We start from the raw sequence: 18,494 nt of genomic DNA, 5'->3' as shown, positions 1-18,494 counted from the left end.
CCATGCTGTCGCTGCGATCGCTGAGCGTCGGCTACCCCGGACGGCGCCGCCGCCCGGCCCGGCGCGTCCTGGAAGGGCTGGAGGCGGTGGCGCGGCCCGGCGACCTGACCGTGCTGATCGGCCCGAACGGCACCGGCAAGTCCACGCTGCTGCGCACCCTGGCCGGGCTGCAGCCGGCGCTGGAGGGGCAGGTCCTGCTGGACGGCTCCCCCATCACCGCCCTGGACGAGGTGGAACGGGCCCGCCGGATCGCCGTGGTGCTCACCGAACGGGACCTGCCCGCCCTGCTGACCGCCCGGGAGCTGACCGGCCTGGGCCGCCACCCCCACACCGGCTTCACCGGGCGGCTCACCGCCGCCGACCAAGCGGTCATCGACTGGGCCCTGCAGGTGACCGGTGCCGCGCACCTGGCGCACCGCCCGGTGACCGAACTGTCGGACGGGGAGCGGCAGCGGGTGCTCACCGCCCGCGCCCTGGCCCAGGAGCCGTCGGCGATCCTCCTGGACGAGCCCACCGCCTTCCTGGACGTGCCATCCCGGGTGGCGCTGATGGGGCTGCTGCGGCGCCTGGCCCGCGAACGCTCCCTGGTCGTCGTGGTCTCCACCCACGACCTGGAGCTGGCCCTGCGGATCGCCGACCGGATCTGGCTGATCGACCCGGCGGGCGCGCTGCACTGCGGCACCCCCGAGGAACTGACGCTGAACGGGACGATCGGCGCGTCCTTCGACGGCGAGGAACTGACCTTCGAGGCCGCCTCGGGCGTGTTCGTCCTGCACGGCAAGGGCCGCGGCACCGCCCGCGTCACCGCCGACGGCACCCGCCGCCCCCTGCTGGAACGCGCCCTGACCCGCGCCGGCTGGCACCCGTCCCCCGAAGGCCCCGCCGACCTCGCCGTGACCTGGACCGGCGAGGCCTACGAGGCCGTCCGCGACGGCACCGCCCACCGCTTCACCTCGCTGGCCGACCTGACCGACTGGGCCCGCCACGAGGCGAACCGGTGACCGGCACCGCACACCGGCAACCGGCCCGGCTCTCGGCGGGCGCGCAAGCCCGGTGCCGCCCCGGCGGGCCGGAACGCGCGGACGCCGCGCAGACCGGACGGCGGCGGAGGAGCGTCTAGCGGACGGGAAGAAGGGTGGTCTCCCGCCAAAGGTCCGGCAGGACCAGGCGGACGCCGTCGCGGCGGCTCTGCTCGACCAGGAAGCGCATCGAGACGGCGACGTCGTCGGCGAAGTAGGGGAACGGGCGCAGCGGGGCGGTCAGCAAGGGGGTGGTGAAGTCGTCCCAGTGGATCGGGATGACGACCTCGGCGCCGGTGGCGCGGACGATCTCCGCCCAGTAGCGGCGGCGGTAGTCGTCGTCCTGCTTGCCGAGCTGGCCGATGCCCAGGTAGACGATGTCGGCGCGGTGCCCGTCCAGCCGTCCCGGCACGAAACCGGCGCTGCCGTGGACCAGCACGGTCCCCAGCGGGTGGCGGAAGAACACCGAGTACGCCTCGCCCGTCCGGTACGCCCTGGCCCGGGCGGGCGGGGACAGCGGCGCGTCGATGGCGCCGGGGGCCAGGTCGCCGGGGCAGTGCACGCCGACGACGAACGTGACCTCGAAATCCCCGAAGCGCACCGTCTCCCCGTCCTCCACGGTGCGCAGCGCCTCCTCGGGCAGCCCGTGCCCGCGCCCGATGTTGGCGCTGGAGTGCGACCCCACCAGCTTCGCCCCCAGCCGCTCGGCGATCACCGGGGCGTCCATGGCGTGGTCGTAGTGGGAGTGGACGCAGATCACCGCCGCCAGCGACCCGGCATGCCCGATGCCCGCCCGCCGCAGGCAGGCGTCGATCACCTCCCGGTCGGGCGCGATCCGCCCCAGCCCCACCCGCAGCCAGCCCGGCCGGGTGAAGAACCCGTCGGTCAGCAGCGCGGTGTCCCCGTCCCGCAGCAGCACGCTGCTGGTCCCCAGGAACATCCCCGACACCCCGCCGTCCCCCTCGGCCACCGGAACGCCGACCAGCCCGGCGAACGCGTCCATCCGCGGACGTCCCAAAGGCCACCGCATGCGCACCTCCCAAAGCCGCCCGCGATCATCGCATACGCCCGCAGGGATGGGGATGGCCCCTTATACGCCGATCCCAAGGACGTCCCGGGCCGTCGCGCTGTAGACGACGCGGTGCCCGTCGGTCAGCAACGCCACGGCGATCGGCCACCAGCACAGCGCGCACCAGAACGACCCATCGGCGGTGGCCACCACCGCGGCCGGCGCCAGCACCGGCCCGTGGACGGCCCCCTCGCACACCTGCCCGGCCGGTGCCACGTCCACCCGGTAGACCTCACCGGTCACCGCACGTCCCGGCCGAACCCGCCGCCGCCGCCCCTGATCTTGTCGGCGGACCCCAGCGCGCGCCGTTCGACGGCGTTCATCGCCGCCCACAGCTCGCCGGCGTCACGGCCCTCGACGATCGCGACCGCGGCGCCCTGCCAGGTCGGCACCGCCCGTCGGGAGGCCACGCCCCACCACACCACCCAGCGGGGCGCGCGTTCCCGCTCGATGCTCGCGGCGATCCACCGCTGCCGGGGGTCATAGACCTGCGACCGGCTCGCGCCCCGGCGAGTACGCACGGACGCCCTCGTCTTCTCATGGCCAGACCCTGGGAAGCGGCGTGCCCTGCGGGGCACAGCGGCCACCGGCCGCTGCTGAGAGTCGCGCGAAGAAGTCGTGCTCATGACTCACAGAGTCACGGCCGTCGCGGTGCGTAATGCCCCCAGCAGGAACATTCATTCCGCGGTCACGTCGGACGGCATGAGCTACCCGGTTCGCCCGCAGTGCTCGACCTTCATGCCTGGGAGCACCTCAAAGGGCTCGGCCTTCTGATACCGGCACGTCAGCTTGGGAAGAAGTCACAGAACTCCCGGGGTGCCCAGAAGGCCCGATCGGTGTTCCGCCGACCTCCCGGCCTCGCCCCCAGCTCCACTCACCAAGCCCTATGCACGCGTTCACCACACGCCAGACCGACTCTCCGGTGGCCCCCAGTCGCATCCCCACCCGAACCGGTGGACGCCGAGGAACACTTCGCTATACGCCCATGCGGCTTTGGAGCCTGCGCAGCGGTTCGGGCAGCGTCCGGCGGACGTCCACCAGGTGCGCCACCACCGACCGGGCCGAGGGGTGGAAGTAAGTCATCTGGGAGGCGATCCGTTCAGCGTTCTCCACCCGTGCCAGCGCCTGGTCATAGTCGCCGAGTTCCAGCAGTGCCCGCGACATGTCGATTTCGTGATGAGCACGGCGTTCCGGCGCCATGCCCTCCAGTACCTGCCGCTGCCTGATGTCCCGGTCCCGCCGTACGGCCTCGTCCAAATCCCCCAGTTCGACCGCTATGGCGGCGCCGTGCACGGCGACGTTGGACATGCCGAACTCCATCCCGTGCCGGCCGTCGCCGACCCGCCCGGCCTCCGCCAGCTCGGCCGCGCGTCCGTGGTGCTCCCAGGCTTCACTGACGCCGTCACAAGTGCGGGCCGCCACGACCGCCGCGCGCAGCTCCAATGCCCCGGCGACCTCCCCGGCGTCCGGCCGGTCCGCCTCGACCCGGCTGAGGGCGTCATTCAGCAGCCGCAACGCGGTCCGGTTCTGATTCATGGACATCAGCAGCAGCGCCCGGGGCAGGCTCACCAGCAGCGGCAGATGCGGGTCCTGGGAACGCCGGGCGGCATCGGCCGCCCGCTCCAGGAGCGCCAACGCATCCCCGGTGTATCCGAGCCGCCGCGTGAGGCTGACCGCCTCGTAGTAGGCGCGGAACAACAGCCCCCACGCTTTGGGCGAGTCGGTCTCGTAGGCGTGCCAGGTCAGCTCCTCCAAGACGGCGGGCAGCATCATCCCGAGCCGGGTCAGGCGCACCTGCAGCAGCAGCCGCCGAGCCTGGCGGATCTGCCTTTCCAGCTCATCCAATCCGCGGGGCGGCCTGTCCGGTTCGGGTCCGGCCCCGACGCAGGCGAGGATGCGCCGAAGCTCAGGAATGGCCGCATGCGCTTTGTCGTCACTGCCGACTCCCCGGTACGGCTGCCCATAGATCAGCGCCGGATCCACTTCGAGCGCCTCGGCCACGGCCGCAACGAATGCCGGGGTGGCCGCCTTGTGCCTGGCCTCGACCTGGGCGATATGAGAACGGGAATAGTTCGCCCGCTGGGCCAAGCCGAGCTGCGTGAGACCACGCCGCTTGCGCTCGCGGGCTATGCGGATGCCGATTCGTTCGGGAGCGGCGTCAGCGACCATGGCCCTACTCCATGCTCAGTGATTCACATTCCCCAGGCTATGACGAAAGGATCCGGCCGTCCCGCCATCACCTGAAAAACCACCATCCAGTGGACCTTTTTCAACACGTGGTCCAAGGCACCGGGACGGGAGCCCCTATGGTCTCCGCTGCCGTGACGTTGCAGGTCACGGCAGCGGCCCGGACTGCGATGCCCCGTCCCGACCTGCAGAGACAGCGTGTCGAAAAAGGTTCAGTTCTCACTTCCAGGGCTGTGAATATCGAGGAACGCCCGCTATACGCCCATATGGCTTTGGAGCCTGCGCAGCGGTTCGGGCAGGGTTCGGCGGACGTCCACCAGGTGCGCCACCGCCGACCGGGCCGAGGGGTGGAAGTAAGTCAGTTGCGGGGCGATCTGTTCGGCCTTCTCCAAGCGTTGAAGCGCGCGGCCGTAGTCGCCGGTCTCCAGCAGCGCCCGTGACATGTCGATTTCGTGGTGCGCTCGTCGTTCAGGTGGCAGATCCGCCAGAAGGCGGGGGTGAATTCGGCGGTCCCGGCGGACCGCCTCGTCCATGTCGCCCAGTTCGACGGCGACCGCCGCGCCGTGGATCGCCACGTTTCCGGTGACGAAGCCGGTGGTGATTCCGTGCCGGTCACCGGGCGCCCGGCCGGCGCGTCTGCGGATTTCGACGGCCTGGCCGTGGTGGTCCCATGCGGTTGCGGCGTCTCCTGCGCGGGCCGCGGCGATCGCGGCTCGCAGGTGCGCGGTGCCCAGGACTTCGGCGGCGTCCTCACGGGAGTGGTCGACCGCCCGGACGGCCCGGTCCAGCAGGGTCAGGGCCGACCGCCACTGGGCGACGGCCAGCAACAGCAGCGATCGGCGGAAGACCACCAGCAGCGGCAGGTGCGGATCCTGGGCGCGGCGCGCCGACTCCGCGGCCCGGTCCAGGCAGGTGCCGGCCAGGTCGTGGTAGCCGAGCTTGCGGCACAGGTCCGCGGCGGCCTCCTGGGCGAGGAACAGCATGTGCCACACCCGCGCCTGCTCGGTGTGGTGGGCGTGCCAGGACAGCTCCTGCAGCAGTGCGGGCAGCCGCTCCCCGATCCGGGAATAGCGGGAGGCCACCTGCAGTCTGCGAATCATGGCCAGCTCGGCGTCCAGCTCGGTCAGGCGGCGCGGCGGCCCCTCCAGGTCGGGGGGAACATCGACGAGGGCCAGCACCCGGCGGATTTCCGGGATGTGCGTGTGCACGGCGCCCCGGACGGGGCTGTTCTCGTAGAAGGGCTGGCCGTACAGGCGGGCCGGGCTGACTCCCAGGGCCGCGGCCACGGCGGCAATGAACGCCGGGGTGGCCATTTTGTGCCCGGCCTCCACCTGGGCGATATGAGAACGGGAATAGTTCGCCCGCTGGGCCAAGCCGAGCTGCGTGAGACCACGCCGCTTGCGCTCACGGGCTATGCGGACGCCGATTCGTTCGGGAGTATCGCCAGCAGCCATGGCCCTGCTCCGTCCTGAGAGACTCGCATTTCCCAGGCTACGGCGCAGAACCCCGAACGTCTCGTAATCGGCCGAATACGCGGGATTTCCGTTCTGTTCGGGTGGAATTACTTGCGGCCGATGGCGCAGTATTCGTCCATGTCGGGCTGGTCGCCGATCTGGTGGGTGTCGGGGCGCCAGCGGGGGCAGGAGACCAGGCCGGGTTCGACCAGTTCCATGCCGTCGAAGAAAGAGGCGATGGTCTGCGGGCTGCGCAGGGTGTAGGGGGTGGGGGCCACTTCGTTCCAGCGGCGCACCGCCTCGATCACCCGTTCGCCGGTGACCTCGCTGGTGCTGTGGGTGATGGCCAGGTGGCTGCCGGGGGGCACGGCCTCCAGCAGGCGGCGCAGGATCGTCCGGACCTGGTCGTCGTCGCCGATGAAGGGCAGGACGCCCAGCATCATGATCGCGACGGGGCGGGTGAAGTCCAGGGTGCGGGCGGCCTCGCGCACGATGGTGTCGGGGTCGCGGGCGTCGGCGTCGATGTAGTCGGTGGCGCCTTCGGGGGTGCTGGTCAGCAGGGCCCGGGCGTGCACCAGGACCAAAGGGTCGTTGTCGACGTAGACCACCCGGCATTCGGGGGCGATCGACTGGGCCACCTGGTGGGTGTTGTCGGCGGTGGGCAGGCCGGTGCCGATGTCCAGGAACTGGCGGATGCCGGCCTCGGCGACCAGGTAGCGGACGGCGCGCCGCAGGAACGCCCGGGAGTGGCGGGCGATGTCCACGATCTCCGGCAGGACCTCCATGGTCTGCCGGGCGGCCTCCTGGTCGACCTCGTAGTTGTCCTTGCCGCCCAGCCAGTAGTTCCAGATCCGCGCCGAATGCGGCACCGTGGTGTCGATTGCAGGATTTTGAACGCCTTCGTCCATTGGTGGCGGCTCCACTGTCTCTCGCCATATGCCCGTAGCCGATCATGGACCTCGGCGCCGATGATCATCGCATACCGGAGCCGGATGTGCTCTGGCCGATATCGGCCACCCGGCGATGTGCAGCGGCCGTAAATTGCATGCAATTCCCATTCCCTGCCGCTACGGAGACATACCGGGAGCTCAGCAGCACCTGGTGCCGGGATTGCGGCCACGGGAGTCGAAGTGGCGGCGCCAGAACTCCCGTTCGGACATCACCGGCTCGCCGGGGTGGTGCCGGCGGCGGTGCTCCAGGTAGATCTCATAGGCCCGTTCGCCGGCGAACTCCCGGAGCAGACGCCAGGCTGAGCGCAGCCGCTCAGGCAGTGAACCTCTTGCAACACGCGGTCCAAGGAGCCGGGGACGGGAGCCCTCACGGTCTCCGCGCAGGCCACGACCTCGCCTCAGGCCGCGCCGTCTTCGCAGGCGACCTGCGGAGACGACGCGTTGGAAAAGGTGCGGCGGCCGGGTCATGCGGGCGCTCCGGCGTCGGTGTCCGCACCGGTTCCGGCCGTGGCGGCGGCCGGTGGGCGCCGCCGCATGAGGCGGCGTTCCTCGGCGGTGGCGATCAGGCCGGACGGGGCCCAAAGCTCGGACTTCACATACGGGTCCTCGTGGGTGGGCAGGGGGCGGCCGGCGCGCAGCGCCTTGATCCACACGCGGGAGGCGTCGATCAGGATGACGACGACCAGGACGGCGAACAGGGCCGCCAGGACGCCGTCGACGGTGGTGTTGACCACGACCTGTTCCATCTGCTCGCGGGTGGTGGCGGTGCCCAGGGAGGTCTGGCCGGCCTGCAGGGCCTGGGCGTACTGCTCCCGCTGGGCGAAGAAGCCGATCTTGGGATCGGCGGAGAAGACCTTCTGCCAGGACGCGGTGAGGGTGACCGCGGCGTCCCAGGCCAGCGGTATCAGCGTCACCCACGCCCACTTCGCCCGGCCGGTTTTGATCAGCAGCGTGGTGCAGACCGCCAGCGCGATGGCCGCCAGCAGCTGGTTGGCGATGCCGAACAGCGGGAAGAGCTGGTTGATGCCGCCGAGGGGGTCGCGCACCCCGGCCCACAGGAAGTAGCCCCAGGCGCCGACGATGACGGCGCTGGCGGCATAGACGCCGGGCCTCCAGCCGACGTCCCCGGCCTTCTTCCAGACGTTGCCGACGGTGTCCTGCAGCATGAAGCGGCCGACGCGGGTGCCGGCGTCCACCGTGGTCAGGATGAACAGCGCCTCGAACATGATCGCGAAGTGGTACCAGAACGCCTTGAGGGCGTCGCCGCCGAGGACGCCGGAGAAGATCTCGCTGATCCCGATGGCCAGCGTGGGGGCGCCGCCGCTGCGGCCGGCCAGCGTGGCCTCCTCCACCGAGCGGGCGGCGGCGGCCAGCTGGTCGGGGGTGATGACAAAGCCCAGGTTCGCCACGGCCGCCGAGGCGGTCTCCAGGGTGGGGCCGAGGGCGGGGGCGGGCATGTTCATGGCGAAGTACAGGCCGGGGTCGATGATGCAGGCCGCCACCAGCGCCATGATCGCCACGAACGACTCGGTCAGCATGCCGCCGTAGCCGATCAGCCGGACCTGGGACTCCTTCATGATCATCTTGGGGGTGGTGCCGGAGGAGACCAGGGCGTGGAACCCCGACAGCGCGCCGCAGGCGATGATGATGAACACGAAGGGGAACAGCGAGCCGGCGAACACCGGGCCCTGGCCGGTGAAGGCGAACTCGGTGAACGCCTCGGTGCGCAGTGCCGGCCGGGCCGCCAGGATCGCGCCCGCCAGCAGCACCACCACGCCGACCTTCATGAACGCGCTCAGGTAGTCGCGCGGGGCCAGCAGCATCCACACCGGCAGCACCGAGGCCACGAAGCCGTAGACCACCAGCGCGATCACCAGCGTCTCGCCGGAGAGGGTGAAGGCGCCGGCCAGGGAGGACTCGGCCACCCAGCCGCCGGCGCCGATCGCCGCCAGCAGCAGCGCCACCCCGATGGCGGAGGCCTCCACCACCCTGCCGGGCCGCAGATAGCGCAGGTAGCAGCCCATGAACAGGGCGATCGGGACGGTCATGGCGATCGAGAAGGCGCCCCAGGGGGAGTCCTTGAGCGCGTTGACCACCACCAGCGCCAGCACCGCCAGCAGGATGATCATGATGGCGAGCACGGCGACCAGCGCCGCCGCCCCGCCCACCGGGCCGATCTCCTGGCGGGCCATCTGGCCCAGGCTGCGTCCGCTGCGGCGCATGGAGAAGAACAGCACCACCATGTCCTGGACGGCGCCGGCGAAGATGACGCCGACGATGATCCAGATGGTGCCGGGCAGGTAGCCCATCTGCGCGGCCAGCACCGGCCCGACCAGCGGCCCGGCCCCGGCGATGGCGGCGAAGTGGTGGCCGAACAGCACCCGCCGGTCGGTGGGGTGGTAGTCGATGCCGTCGTCGAGCCGTTCGGCGGGGGTGGCGCGGGTGTCGTCGACCCGCAGCACTTTGCAGGCGATGAAGCGGGCGTAGAAGCGGTAGGCGATGGCGTAGGAGGCCAGGGCGGCGAACACCAGCCAGGCGGCGGAGACCTCCTCGCCTCTGACCAGGGCGATCATCGCCCAGGCGACGGCTCCGAGCAGGCTGACCGCGCTCCAGATGACGATCTTCCGCAGGGCGGTGCGGCGGGAGGCGGGGACGGTGGGAGGGGGAGTGACCGTTGGGGTGGACACGGCGCCCTCCAAATGTGGAGTGACCAGTGGGTAACGGGTGTTTCGTGATACGGGCGACAGATTTCCCGGGCGCCGATATCCCCAAACTCTTCCCTGACAAAAATTGAAAACTTAATACTTATGTACTTAATACCGGTTTTGCGCCTTTTGTATCGAACTACAAATCACGGCGAGTGATGTGAATCACAAAGTCCGCGCCCTGGAATGTTCTGTGCAGATCGGGCACATACCCCGTCTACGCAGCGACACGGATGAGGGCTCGGCCGATGGTGAGAATCATGCAAAGGGGCGTCCCCCGGACGGGCCGCAGACCGGGCGGCACCGCCGCCACGTGGGGCGGCCTGGCGGTGTTCGCGGGGGTGACCGCGCTGGCCGCCGGGGTGGGCGCGCTGGCGGTGAGCGGAGCCGGGCAGGAGTACGCCCGGCTGGACCGGCCGGACTGGGCGCCGCCGTCGTGGCTGTTCCCACCGGTCTGGACGGTGCTGTACGCGACGATCGCGGTGTCGGGCTGGCTGGTGTGGCGGCGGCACGGCGTGCACCCGGCGCTGGGCGTGTTCGGGCTGCAGCTGGTGCTGAACGCGATCTGGACGCCGATCTTCTTCGGCGCCGGCGCGTACGGCTGGGCGGTGGCGGACATCGTGGCGCTGTGGCTGGCGCTGGGCGCCACCATCGGCTGGTTCTGGCGGCTGTCGCGGCCCGCGGCGCTGCTGCTGGTGCCGTACTGGGCGTGGGTGAGCTACGCCACCGCCCTCACCGTCGCGATCTGGCGGGCCGCCTGAGCCGCCCGGGACCGCGCTCAGCGGCGGAGCATGCCCTCCACCGAACGGGCGAACGGCTTGGTCGTAAAGCAGGAGGGCTCGGCGTACTCCTCCATGGTCAGCGCCTGCTCCCAGGACGTGTCGGCGGCCTGGCGCAGCAGCGGCTTGGTCATCGACAGCGCGTGCTCGGGCAGCGCGATCATCCGCTCGCACCACAGGCGCGCCCGCTCCAGCAGCTCCTCGTGGGGGACCACCTCGTTGACCACGCCCAGCTCCAGCGCCCGCCGGGCCGGGATGTGCTCGCCGGAGACGTAGTACTCAAAGGCCCGCTGATAGCCCAGGCGGCGGGTGATGAACCAGCTGGTGCCGACCTCCGGCAGCAGCCCGAGCCTGCCGAAGGCCGGGACCAGCACCGCCCGCTCAGAGGCGATGATCAGGTCGCAGGCGAAGGCCAGGGCCAGCCCCACCCCGGCCGCCGGGCCGTTGACGGCGGCCACCACGGCGGTGTCGCCGCCGGCGATCAGCCGGACGATGCCGCCGAACTCGCGCCGGATGAACCGCCAGGGGGTGGTGGCGCCGTCCTCGTCGGCGGGGTCGGCCAGGCCCTGCGTGACCTGGCGCATCAGCCGCAGGTCGCCGCCGGCGCAAAAGCCGGGGTCGGTGCCGGTGAGGACGACCGCGCGGATCTGCGGGTCGGCCACCAGGCCGGCCAGGGCCTGCCGCAGCTGCAGGGTCATGGCCGCGCTGAGCACGTTGAGCTTGCCGGGGTCGGCGAGCGTGAGCACCGCGTACCCGCCGTGGCGCTCCACGTTCACCAGCGTGCGGGTCTCGCCGCGCGCCTCCTCCATGACCTTGGTGTAGGAGATGGCCGTCATGTTCGGCTTCCTTTCTGGGAGGGCCGGGAATCCGGCTGCCGCAGGGCCTGCCAGGCCGCCTCGCCCAGCAGTGCGATCTGGTCGGGGGACGGCTCCGGCGCCCGGCCGGTCAGCCACTGCCGGCACAGCTCCTGGGCCGGCCCCAGCCACAGCACGTACGCGGTGACGATGTCGAGGGGACGCAGCGCGCCGTGGTGCTCGTGCTGCCGCCACCAGGCCAGCACGTCGGTGTAGAAGGCCCGGTTGTAGTCCGCCAGTTCCCGTCCGCCCGGCTCCTGCCGGCCGGGCGGGCGTTCGGTGAACAGGAACCGGGCGTGGTCGGGGTGCCGCCGGCACCAGTCGATGTGGAACGCCACGCAGGCGGCGACCGCGGCCTGCGGGTCGGCGTGCCGCCGCAGCTCCCGCAGGAAGCCCTCCTGGTAGCCGCGGAGCGTCTCGGCGTAGAGGACGGCGGCGACCTCCTCCTTGCCGGTGAAGTGGTGGTAGAAGCTGCCGGCGCTCACCCCGCTCTCCGACAGCAGCCGGCCGAGCGGGGTGCCGGCCACCCCGTCCCGGCTGAAACAGCCGAGCGCCGCCCGCAGGATCTTCTCCCTGCCGCCCTCGGAGGTCCCTCGCCGCCTGTTCACAGAAGAAAATTCTAGAGGACTAGAAAAATATTCTGCAACGGGCGTGGTGTCCCCGCGGGCGGGTTCCCGCGGGGACACCGGCGGAAGGTCAGCTCCAGGCGAGCAGGCGCAGCGGGTTCTCCAGCATGGCGCCGATGTCGCGCAGCACGGCCGAGCCGAGCTCGCCGTCCACGATGCGGTGATCGAACGTCAGCGCCAGCGTGGTGACCTTGCGGACCGCCAGCTCGCCCTGATGCACCCAGGGCATGTCCCGGATCTGCCCGAACGCCAAGATGGCGGCCTCGCCCGGGGTCAGGATCGGAGTGCCGGCGTCCACCCCGAAGACCCCGATGTTGGTGATGGTGATCGTCCCGCCGGTCAGATCGGCCGGCCGGGCCCGCCCGGCGCGGGCCTCCTCGACCAGCCGGCCCAGCGCCGCCGCCAGCTCGGGCAGCGTCAGCCGGTCGGCGTCCTTGACGTTGGGGACGAGCAGGCCGCGCGAGGTGGCGGTGGCGATGCCGAGGTTGACGTAGTGCCTGACCACGATCTCATCGCCGGCCTCGCCGCCGTCCGCCCAAGAGGAGTTGATCATCGGGTGCCGCCGCACCGCCGTCAGCAGCGCCTTGGCGACCAGCAGCAGCGGGGTCACCTTCAGCTCGGCGAACTCCGGCAGCTCCCGCAGCCGCCGCACCGTCTCCATCGTCTCGGTGACGTCCACCTGCAGGAACTCGGTGACCTGCGGCGCGGTGAACGCCGAACCGACCATCGCCGCGGCGGTGCTCTTGCGCACCCCGCGAACCGGGACGCGCTCCTCCCGGCCGCCGGCCGAGGGGACGGCGGGTCCCGCCGCGCCTTCCTGGACGGCCCGTGCTTCTCCAGGCGCCGAAACTTCGGCGAGCCCGCCCGGCATTTCGGCAGGTCCCCGCCCTTGGCGTCCGGGCAGAACACCTCCGGGCATCTCAGTGAGACCGCGTACCGCTTCCCCGCCGGGAACGCCGCCGGCCTCCTGCGGCATCTCGGCAGGGCCTCGCCCCTCGTGCACCGGTGCCTGCGGGACTTCGGCGAAACCCGGGCGTTCGACGGCGGGCGGCGCCGGGGAGGTCGCGGCGCGTTCGGCGGCCTGGCGCACGTCCTCGCGGGTGATCGTGCCGTGGGGGCCGGTGCCGGTGACGGTGGACAGATCGACGCCCAGGTCCCTGGCCAGTTTGCGGACCGGCGGCTTGGCCAGGGCATGGGGCGCGGGGGCGGGCCGGGCGTGGCGGATGGCCGCGGGCCGCTTGCGGGGGCGGCGGCGGGTGGCGCCGGGCCGCACCCCGTACCCGACCAGCACCGGCTGCCGGGCCGGCTCGGACGGCCCGGTCTCGGGGTCCTGCCGGGGGCCGGGTTCGGCCGCACCGTCCGGGGCGGGCGGCGGAGCGCTCTCCCCGGCCTCCCCGGCGGGGACCGACACGGAGATGATGGGGGTGCCCACCTCGACCGTGCGGCCCTCCTCCACCAGCAGCTCGGCGACCGTGCCCTCATACGGGCAGGGCAGCTCCACCACGGCCTTGGCGGTCTCGATCTCCACGATGACCTGGTTGACCTCGACCCGGTCGCCCGGGTGCACATGCCAGCGGACGATCTCGGCCTCGGTCAGGCCCTCGCCCACGTCCGGCAGCTTGAACGTCTTGATCTCGGGCATGCCGCTCACCACTCCATGACCCGGTCGACCGCGTCCAGCACCCGATCCAGGTCGGGCAGGTAGTGCTCCTCCAGCCGGGACGGCGGATAGGGGGTGGAGAACCCGCCGACCCGCAGCACCGGGGCCTGCAGGTGGTAGAAGCAGCGTTCGGTCAGCCGGGCCGCCAGCTCGGCCCCGTACCCGGAGAACACCGGCGCCTCGTGCACCACCACGCACCGCCCGGTGCGCTGCACCGAGGCCGTCAGGGCGTCGATGTCCAGCGGGTTGAGCGACCGCAGGTCGATCACCTCCAGCGAGCGGCCCTCCTCCAGGGCCGCCGCGGCCGCCTCCAGGCAGGTCTTGACCATCGGGCCGTAGGCCAGCACGGTCACGTCATGGCCGGGCTGGACCACCCGGGCGGCGTGCAGGGGCGTCCAGGACTCGGCGGGGGCGGCCAGATCGACCGCGGCCTTGTCCCAGTAGCGCCGCTTGGGCTCGAAGAAGATCACCGGGTCGTCGCAGCGCACCGCCTGCTGGATCATCGTGAACGCGTCCAGCGGGTTGGAGCAGGCCACCACGCGCAGCCCGGCGGTGTGGGTGAAGTAGATCTCCGGGGACTCGCTGTGGTGCTCCACCGCCCCGATCCCGCCGCCGCAGGGGATGCGGATCACCACCGGCAGCCGCACCGCCCCCAGCGACCGCAGGTGCATCTTGGCCAGCTGGGTGATGATCTGATCGGCGGCCGGGAACACGAACCCGTCGAACTGGATCTCCACCACCGGCCGATAGCCGCGCAGCGCCAGCCCGATCGCCGTCCCCACGATCCCCGACTCGGCCAGAGGGGTGTCGATCACCCGGTCCTCGCCGAAGTCTTTTTGCAGCCCGTCGGTCACCCGGAACACCCCGCCGAGCCGGCCGACGTCCTCGCCCATCACCAGCACCTTGGGGTCGTCCTCCAAGGCCCGGCGCAGGCCCTCGTTCAGGGCCTTGACCATCGTCAACGTGGTCGTGGTCTGCTGCGTGACGGCCGTCATGACCGCTCCCCCTCGTCCTCGAACGACTCCAGATAGGCGGCGTACTCGCGCTGCTCCTCGGTGATCAGCGGGTGGGGCTCGGCGTAGACGTGCTCGAAGATCGCCCCGGGCTCGGGGTCGGGCAGCTGCAGGCAGCGGCGGCGCAGGTCGGCCGCGTACTGCTTGGCCTCCTCCTCGACCCCGGCGAGGAACTCGGCGTCGGCCTGCTCGTTTTTGATCAGGTACGCCTTGACGCGTTCGATGGGGTCTTTGAGCTTCCAGGCCTCCAGCTCGGCCTCCAGCCGGTAGCGGGTGGGGTCGTCGGTGGTGGTGTGCGCGCCCATCCGGTAGGTGTAGGCCTCGATCAGCGTGGGGCCCTGGCCGCTGCGGGCGGCCTCCAGGGCCCGGCGCGTGACCGCCAGGCAGGCGAACACGTCGTTGCCGTCCACCCGCAGGCCGGGGAAGCCGAAGCCCTGGGCCCGGCGGTACAGGGGGATGCGGGTCTGCTTCTCCAGCGGCTCGGAGATGGCCCACTGGTTGTTCTGGCAGAAGAACACGATCGGGGCGTTGAACACCGAGGCGAACACGAACGACTCGTTGACATCGCCCTGGGAGGTCGCCCCATCCCCGAAGTAGGCGATGGCGGCGGCGGCCTTGTCGGTGCCCAGCACGCCGTCCCGCTGGATGCCCATGGCGTAGCCCGTGGCGTGCAGGGTCTGGCTGCCGATGACGATCGTGTACAGGTGGAAGTTGTGCTCGGCCGGGTCCCAGCCGCCGTTGCTCAGCCCCCGGAACAGCGACAGCAGCCGGATCGGGTCCACGCCCCGGCACCAGGCCACGCCGTGCTCCCGGTAGGTCGGGAACACCATGTCGCGTTCGCCCAGCGCCCGTCCCGACCCGACCTGCGCCGCCTCCTGCCCCAGCAGGGACGCCCACAGGCCGAGCTCGCCCTGGCGGGTCAGCGCCACCGCCTCCATGTCGATGCGGCGGACCATCACCAGATCGCGGTAGAGGGCGCGGACTTCTTCGGGGGTCAGCTCCAGGGGGTAGTCGGGGTGCTCGACCCGGACGCCCTCGGGAGTCAGCAACTGGATGAGCTCGGGCGGCGGGGCCTGTTGCAGGCCGCTGGCCGGCGCACCGCGTGCGGAGTCGATGGTCACGTCTCACTCCTCGTCCAGGGCCGGGACACGGGGTCACCGCGACCGGCCGACGTCAGGACCCCGCCCCTGGGTGTGGCGCGGGGTTTTCCCTCCGCCATCGTGGCAGACATCACACCGGGGGCCGCAAGCCCCGATTCGCTCGGATCAATACCCGCCCAGGGGGCATAACCATCGCCCGATCCGGCCGCCCTCCCCGAAGGCCGGTCCCGATGAGCCAGGAAGACGAGGTCATGACAGTGAACGAGACCAAGCCGCACTTTGAGCCCCCGGGCATGCTCATCGCCGGAGAGTGGACGCCGGCCGGTGAGAACGGGCAGATGGAGGTCCGCGCGCCCTATGACGGCTCCCTGGTGGCGCGGGTGCCGGCGGGCGGGCCGCGCGATGTGGACCGGGCGGTGCGCGCCGCGGCCGAGGCGCTGCGGCGGGACGACTTCCCGCGCTTTGACCGGGTGCGGGTGCTGGAGCAGACCGCCGCCGCGCTCAGCGACCGCCGGGAGCTGTTCGCCAGGGCGATCGCGCTGGAGTGCGCCAAGCCGCTCAAGACCGCCCGGGTGGAGGCGTCGCGGGCGGTGGAGACGTTCGCCTTCGCCGCCGCCGAGGCCCGCCGCTACGCCGGCGAGGTGATCCCCATGGACGCCACCCCGCCGGGGTCCGGCAAGACCGGGTTCACCCTGCGCGTGCCGGTGGGGGTGGTGGCCGCGATCACCCCGTTCAACTTCCCGCTGAACCTGGTGGCGCACAAGGTCGCCCCGGCGATCGCGGCGGGCTGCCCGGTCGTCCTCAAGCCCGCCTCCCAGACGCCGGTGTCGGCGCTGCTGCTGGCCGAGCTGCTGGACGGGCTGGGCGTCCCGGCCGGCTGGCTCAACGTCGTCACCGGCGGGGGCGGCACCGTGGGCGACGCCCTGGCCACCCATGAGGAGGTCGCTTATGTGACCTTCACCGGGTCGGCGGAGGTGGGCTGGTCGATGGCGGCCAAGGCGCCGCGCAAGAAGGTGCGGCTGGAGCTGGGCTCCAACTCGCCGCTGATCGTCGATTCCCCCTCCGACTGGCAGACCGCCGCCTCCAAGGTCTCCACCGCCGGGTACGCCCACGCCGGGCAGTCGTGCATCTCCACCCAGCGCGTCTATGTGCACCACGACATCGCCGACGACTTCCTGGAGGAGCTGCTGCCGCGGGTGGAGGACCTGCGGCTGGGCGACCCGCTGGATGAGCACACCGACGTGTCGTCCCTGATCACCCGGGACGACACCGAGCGGATGAAGGAGTGGACCGACGAGGCCGTGGCCGCCGGGGCCAGGCTGCTGACCGGGGGCGAGGCCCTCGAGCACGGCATCTTCCGGCCCACGGTGCTCGAAGGGCCGCCGCCGCAGGCGCGCGTCCAGTGCCAGGAGGTCTTCGGTCCCATCGTCACCGTGACCCGCTATGCGGACTTCGAAGAGGCTCTGCGCCTGGCCGACGACTCCCGCTACGGGCTGCAGGCGGGGGTGTTCACCGACGAGCTGGGCAAGGCGCTGAAGGCCGCCAAGAGCCTGCACTTCGGCGGCGTCCTGATCAACGACGTGCCCACCAGCCGGGCCGACCAGCAGCCCTATGGGGGCGTCCGCGACTCCGGCAACACCCGTGAGGGTCCCGCCTACGCCATCGAGGAGATGACCGAGACCCGCCTGGTCACCCTCCAAACCTGACGGCCGGCACCGGCCGCCGCCCGCCCCAGGGGAACGGACCCGCCTGAGATCACCGCCGTTCCCCCGCCCCCTGACACCCTTAGAGGCCCTTGATGTGGCAGGACGTCCGAATCCGGCAGCCCTGGGGTGTGACCGCCAGCGTGAAGTCGGCTCCCGACCTGGCGCGTCTCAAACTGGCCGGCAACGTGACGGAAAAGACCCCCAGGGAGGCGTTCGAGGCGGGGCAGGCCGGTGTGGCGGGGCTGCGCCGGGTGCTGCGCGACCACGGCATCCCCGACGGCCGCGTCTCCTCCTCACGGCTCAAGCTCAGCAGCGCCTACCAGTACCAGGACGGCGTCCACAAGATGGTCGGCTGCACCTGTGAGGCCGCCTTCACCGTCGAGACCGGCGACCTGGACGGCCTGCAGCAGCTGCTCATCGACGTCGTGGACGCCGGGGTCAACCGGGTGGAGGGGGTCGAGTTCGACGTCACCGCCAAGGGCGAACTGCGCGCCGAGGCCCGCCGCGCGGCCGTGCGCGCGGCCCGCGCCAAGGCCGAACTGTACGCCGAGGCGGCGGGCGTCCGGCTGGGCGAGGTGGTGCACATCGAGGACGTCAACCCCGACGATCCCCTCCCCAACGAGCGCTACCGGAGCCACGGCGCGGTCAGCGGTCACAGCGACGAGGACCTGGCGCCCGGCCAGATCGTCGTCTCCGCCGCGGTCGTCCTCGGCTTCTCCCTGGCGGGCCCGCGCACCTGACCGCACCCCCGCCGCCTGCGCGGACGGCCCATGCCATCGGGGGCCGGTGCTCTGCGTTCGGGAGCGTCGCCCGCCCCCGCCGGGCCCGGTGTCTTCGGCGTCCGGTCAGACGGGTGTCAGGGGGCTCGGGGACACTGGCGGTCATGGTCCACGACGTCCGGCTGCGACCGGCCGAGCCCGCCGACTACGACGCCATCGTCGCCGTCATGGACGACTGGTGGGGGCGTCCGGTCCGGGCCGCCCTCCCCCGGTTGTTCCTCGACCACTTCCACCGCACGAGCATCGTGGCCGAGCACGACGGCGACCTGGTGGGGTTCCTGTCGCCCTCGGCTCCGGAGGTCGCCTACATCCACTTCGTCGGCGTCGATCCCCGCTTCCGGGGCCGGGGGCTGGCCCGCCGCATGTACCGGAGGTTCTTCGAACTCGCCCGCTCCGACGGCCGTTCCGTGGTGCAGGCGATCACCTCCCCGCACAACCACGGCTCGATCGCCTTCCACACCGCCCTGGGGTTCACCGTCACCGGTCCCGTCCCCGGCTACAACGGCCCGTCGGCCGACCGGGTCGTGTTCCGGCTCGACCTCGACGATCCCCGCCCGCCGGCGAACCGGGGGTGAGCAGGCCGCACCGCCCGG

At 71.7% G+C, this 18,494-nt stretch carries 18 protein-coding genes; 5 read left to right on the top strand and 13 right to left on the bottom strand.

The annotated features are described in order from the left end of the window. The first annotated feature begins 2 nt into the window (after positions 1 to 2). On the top strand, positions 3 to 1,001 hold the full coding sequence (locus TCUR_RS01675) for an ABC transporter ATP-binding protein (protein ID WP_012850728.1): 999 nt from the start codon (positions 3 to 5) through the stop codon (positions 999 to 1,001). A gap of 115 nt (positions 1,002 to 1,116) precedes the next feature. Here the strand turns inward: TCUR_RS01675 and TCUR_RS01670 are convergent, their stop codons facing one another. The 8 genes from TCUR_RS01670 to TCUR_RS01640 all read right to left on the bottom strand — a co-directional run bounded on the left by TCUR_RS01670 (position 1,117) and on the right by TCUR_RS01640 (position 9,366). Continuing rightward, complete coding sequence (locus TCUR_RS01670) at positions 1,117 to 2,049, bottom strand: MBL fold metallo-hydrolase (protein ID WP_012850727.1); 933 nt, start codon at positions 2,047 to 2,049, stop codon at positions 1,117 to 1,119. A 60-nt stretch (positions 2,050 to 2,109) separates the two neighbouring features. After that, positions 2,110 to 2,331, bottom strand: a complete 222-nt coding sequence (locus tag TCUR_RS01665; RefSeq protein ID WP_012850726.1) for a hypothetical protein — start codon at positions 2,329 to 2,331, stop codon at positions 2,110 to 2,112. Beyond that, positions 2,328 to 2,609: a hypothetical protein gene (locus tag TCUR_RS01660; protein WP_012850725.1), complete on the bottom strand. Its 282-nt coding sequence runs from the start codon at positions 2,607 to 2,609 to the stop codon at positions 2,328 to 2,330. The genes TCUR_RS01665 and TCUR_RS01660 overlap by 4 nt, the downstream gene beginning before the upstream one ends. A gap of 454 nt (positions 2,610 to 3,063) precedes the next feature. Then, complete coding sequence (locus TCUR_RS01655) at positions 3,064 to 4,257, bottom strand: helix-turn-helix domain-containing protein (RefSeq protein ID WP_012850724.1); 1,194 nt, start codon at positions 4,255 to 4,257, stop codon at positions 3,064 to 3,066. Positions 4,258 to 4,529: 272 nt separating this feature from the next. Further along, complete coding sequence (locus TCUR_RS01650) at positions 4,530 to 5,729, bottom strand: helix-turn-helix domain-containing protein (RefSeq protein ID WP_012850723.1); 1,200 nt, start codon at positions 5,727 to 5,729, stop codon at positions 4,530 to 4,532. A 107-nt stretch (positions 5,730 to 5,836) separates the two neighbouring features. Continuing rightward, the gene (locus TCUR_RS01645; protein WP_012850722.1) at positions 5,837 to 6,637 is read right to left on the bottom strand and encodes an SAM-dependent methyltransferase; all 801 of its coding nucleotides are present in this window, start codon (positions 6,635 to 6,637) and stop codon (positions 5,837 to 5,839) included. A gap of 180 nt (positions 6,638 to 6,817) precedes the next feature. Next, positions 6,818 to 7,147 (bottom strand): YbdD/YjiX family protein, encoded by a 330-nt coding sequence (locus TCUR_RS25310; RefSeq protein WP_012850721.1) that lies wholly within the window; start codon positions 7,145 to 7,147, stop codon positions 6,818 to 6,820. Continuing rightward, positions 7,144 to 9,366 (bottom strand): carbon starvation CstA family protein, encoded by a 2,223-nt coding sequence (locus TCUR_RS01640; protein ID WP_012850720.1) that lies wholly within the window; start codon positions 9,364 to 9,366, stop codon positions 7,144 to 7,146. Before TCUR_RS01640 ends, TCUR_RS25310 begins: the two co-directional genes overlap by 4 nt. A gap of 278 nt (positions 9,367 to 9,644) precedes the next feature. Here TCUR_RS01640 and TCUR_RS01635 point away from each other — a divergent pair, with 278 nt between their 5' ends. After that, complete coding sequence (locus TCUR_RS01635; RefSeq protein WP_148232887.1) at positions 9,645 to 10,145, top strand: TspO/MBR family protein; 501 nt, start codon at positions 9,645 to 9,647, stop codon at positions 10,143 to 10,145. Between the two features lie 17 nt (positions 10,146 to 10,162). Here the strand turns inward: TCUR_RS01635 and TCUR_RS01630 are convergent, their stop codons facing one another. The 5 genes from TCUR_RS01630 to pdhA all read right to left on the bottom strand — a co-directional run bounded on the left by TCUR_RS01630 (position 10,163) and on the right by pdhA (position 15,437). Next, positions 10,163 to 10,999 carry an enoyl-CoA hydratase/isomerase family protein gene (locus TCUR_RS01630; RefSeq protein WP_012850718.1) on the bottom strand — a complete coding sequence of 279 codons (837 nt, stop codon included), beginning with the start codon at positions 10,997 to 10,999 and terminating at the stop codon, positions 10,163 to 10,165. Beyond that, complete coding sequence (locus TCUR_RS01625) at positions 10,996 to 11,625, bottom strand: TetR/AcrR family transcriptional regulator (RefSeq protein ID WP_012850717.1); 630 nt, start codon at positions 11,623 to 11,625, stop codon at positions 10,996 to 10,998. Before TCUR_RS01625 ends, TCUR_RS01630 begins: the two co-directional genes overlap by 4 nt. Before the next feature lie 88 nt (positions 11,626 to 11,713). Next, a complete protein-coding gene (locus tag TCUR_RS01620) occupies positions 11,714 to 13,285 on the bottom strand; it encodes a dihydrolipoamide acetyltransferase family protein (RefSeq protein WP_012850716.1) in 1,572 nt (523 codons plus the stop codon). 5 nt (positions 13,286 to 13,290) lie between these two features. After that, positions 13,291 to 14,298 carry an alpha-ketoacid dehydrogenase subunit beta gene (locus TCUR_RS01615; protein ID WP_012850715.1) on the bottom strand — a complete coding sequence of 336 codons (1,008 nt, stop codon included), beginning with the start codon at positions 14,296 to 14,298 and terminating at the stop codon, positions 13,291 to 13,293. Continuing rightward, a complete protein-coding gene (gene pdhA / locus TCUR_RS01610; protein ID WP_012850714.1) occupies positions 14,295 to 15,437 on the bottom strand; it encodes a pyruvate dehydrogenase (acetyl-transferring) E1 component subunit alpha in 1,143 nt (380 codons plus the stop codon). The genes TCUR_RS01615 and pdhA overlap by 4 nt, the downstream gene beginning before the upstream one ends. Before the next feature lie 230 nt (positions 15,438 to 15,667). On the opposite strand from pdhA, the gene TCUR_RS01605 reads away from it, so the two are divergent. From TCUR_RS01605 to TCUR_RS01595, 3 genes are all read left to right on the top strand, one after another. After that, positions 15,668 to 17,122, top strand: coding sequence for an aldehyde dehydrogenase family protein (locus tag TCUR_RS01605; protein ID WP_041440552.1), 1,455 nt, complete (start codon positions 15,668 to 15,670; stop codon positions 17,120 to 17,122). A 128-nt stretch (positions 17,123 to 17,250) separates the two neighbouring features. After that, on the top strand, positions 17,251 to 17,862 hold the full coding sequence (locus TCUR_RS01600) for an SIMPL domain-containing protein (protein ID WP_217265438.1): 612 nt from the start codon (positions 17,251 to 17,253) through the stop codon (positions 17,860 to 17,862). Between the two features lie 143 nt (positions 17,863 to 18,005). Next, positions 18,006 to 18,476 (top strand): GNAT family N-acetyltransferase, encoded by a 471-nt coding sequence (locus TCUR_RS01595; protein WP_012850711.1) that lies wholly within the window; start codon positions 18,006 to 18,008, stop codon positions 18,474 to 18,476. The last annotated feature ends 18 nt before the right edge of the window (positions 18,477 to 18,494 follow it).

Origin of the sequence: Thermomonospora curvata DSM 43183 (assembly GCF_000024385.1) — a bacterium.
GTDB lineage: Bacteria > Actinomycetota > Actinomycetes > Streptosporangiales > Streptosporangiaceae > Thermomonospora > Thermomonospora curvata.
Note: the sequence above shows the minus strand (reverse complement) of the source record. Positions and strands in the feature narration are given on the sequence as shown.

Excerpts from the sequence above, each read along its gene's own strand:
- TCUR_RS01620 (WP_012850716.1), bottom strand. The coding sequence starts at position 13,285 with ATGCCCGAGATCAAGACGTTCAAGCTGCCGGACGTGGGCGAGGGCCTG.
- TCUR_RS01645 (WP_012850722.1), bottom strand. The coding sequence starts at position 6,637 with ATGGACGAAGGCGTTCAAAATCCTGCAATCGACACCACGGTGCCGCAT.
- TCUR_RS01635 (WP_148232887.1), top strand. The coding sequence starts at position 9,645 with ATGCAAAGGGGCGTCCCCCGGACGGGCCGCAGACCGGGCGGCACCGCC.
- TCUR_RS01650 (WP_012850723.1), bottom strand. The coding sequence starts at position 5,729 with ATGGCTGCTGGCGATACTCCCGAACGAATCGGCGTCCGCATAGCCCGT.
- TCUR_RS25310 (WP_012850721.1), bottom strand. The coding sequence starts at position 7,147 with ATGACCCGGCCGCCGCACCTTTTCCAACGCGTCGTCTCCGCAGGTCGC.
- TCUR_RS01605 (WP_041440552.1), top strand. The coding sequence starts at position 15,668 with ATGACAGTGAACGAGACCAAGCCGCACTTTGAGCCCCCGGGCATGCTC.
- TCUR_RS01670 (WP_012850727.1), bottom strand. The coding sequence starts at position 2,049 with ATGCGGTGGCCTTTGGGACGTCCGCGGATGGACGCGTTCGCCGGGCTG.
- TCUR_RS01615 (WP_012850715.1), bottom strand. The coding sequence starts at position 14,298 with ATGACGGCCGTCACGCAGCAGACCACGACCACGTTGACGATGGTCAAG.
- TCUR_RS01630 (WP_012850718.1), bottom strand. The coding sequence starts at position 10,999 with ATGACGGCCATCTCCTACACCAAGGTCATGGAGGAGGCGCGCGGCGAG.
- TCUR_RS01595 (WP_012850711.1), top strand. The coding sequence starts at position 18,006 with ATGGTCCACGACGTCCGGCTGCGACCGGCCGAGCCCGCCGACTACGAC.
- TCUR_RS01655 (WP_012850724.1), bottom strand. The coding sequence starts at position 4,257 with ATGGTCGCTGACGCCGCTCCCGAACGAATCGGCATCCGCATAGCCCGC.
- TCUR_RS01675 (WP_012850728.1), top strand. The coding sequence starts at position 3 with ATGCTGTCGCTGCGATCGCTGAGCGTCGGCTACCCCGGACGGCGCCGC.